General features: G+C 39.6%; 2 protein-coding genes. One reads left to right on the top strand and one right to left on the bottom strand.

Translation table 11 applies throughout. The features are described 5' to 3' along the window. Nucleotides 1-505, bottom strand: a 505-nt coding sequence (locus R5R67_RS19425) for an alpha/beta hydrolase fold domain-containing protein (RefSeq protein WP_318755204.1), incomplete at its 3' end; no start/stop codon positions are given. Between the two features lie 152 nt (nucleotides 506-657). Between R5R67_RS19425 and R5R67_RS19420 the strand changes: the two genes are divergently transcribed. Next, on the top strand, nucleotides 658-1,022 hold a 365-nt coding region (locus tag R5R67_RS19420; RefSeq protein ID WP_318755203.1), incomplete at its 3' end, for a DUF2147 domain-containing protein.

The raw sequence follows: 1,022 nt of genomic DNA, 5'->3' as shown, positions 1-1,022 counted from the left end.
TGAGTTCGGGTTGTTCTTTTAAACGCAAGCAAAGTGCTAGCGCTAAATTTGCCCCGCATGAGTCACCCGATAAAATAATATCTTTCGGTTGGATGCCTTGGACCACTAAAGACTGATAGATGTCGTATAGAGCTTCGGTTGCCTCAGGGTATGGATGCTCTGGTGCAAGAGGATAATCCACATGGATAATCTGCATTTGAGTACGGGCAGCTAAATCCGTCATAAAAGCATGATGTGTTTTGACACTACCAAGGAAAAAAGCACCGCCGTGAATGTGAAAAATTAGTTGAGTCGCAGAATCTTGCGGCTTGATTTCTTCACCTTTAATACCTGCTAGTCGAATCGGGCGCACGGATACATTTTTTTGTCGTGGGAAAGCACGACACATCTGATCCAGCACAGGGCGTAAGGCAGTAGCCGGCAAATTTAGCTGGCTTGGCTTGCGAATTGTTGTTTTAAGAAAAGTTTCTGTAAAATAATATTTCCAAACATTTGATATATTCATATAGCATCCATTTTTATGCTAGTTTCTTGTTTTCTTGTAAATTTTATTTTGCAAGATTACAAGGTTACACGAAACAGTCACATTCAAAAATTGCAATATCTTTGCGACTTCTGAATACTAAAAATCTTGAAAGACCCAAGGATATTACAAAAATGAAAAAGATTGCTTTAGCTTTAGGACTCATTGGTATGGCTGCATTTGCCAATGCGGCTGATTCACTCAATGGAACGGTATGGAAAACGATTGATGATCAGACCAACAAGCCAAAAGCCGTAGTGAAATTTACGGAACAGAAGGACGGAACCTTAACTGCAACCATTCAGAGCATTTTGACACCAGGTGAAGAAAACGCTTGTACAAAATGTGAAGGTCCGTATAAAAACAAACCGCTTAAAGGTGTCACCATTGTACATAATTTAAAAAATGTAGGTGGTAACAGTTATGAAAACGGTACGATTTTAGACCCAAAATCAGGTAAAACTTACAAACTGAAAGGTGAGTTAACCGATGGCGGCAA

The organism is Acinetobacter sp. OYA S30 (assembly GCF_033599315.1).
In the GTDB taxonomy this organism is placed as follows: domain Bacteria; phylum Pseudomonadota; class Gammaproteobacteria; order Pseudomonadales; family Moraxellaceae; genus Acinetobacter; species Acinetobacter baumannii.
This window is presented reverse-complemented; position numbering and strand designations above follow the sequence as displayed.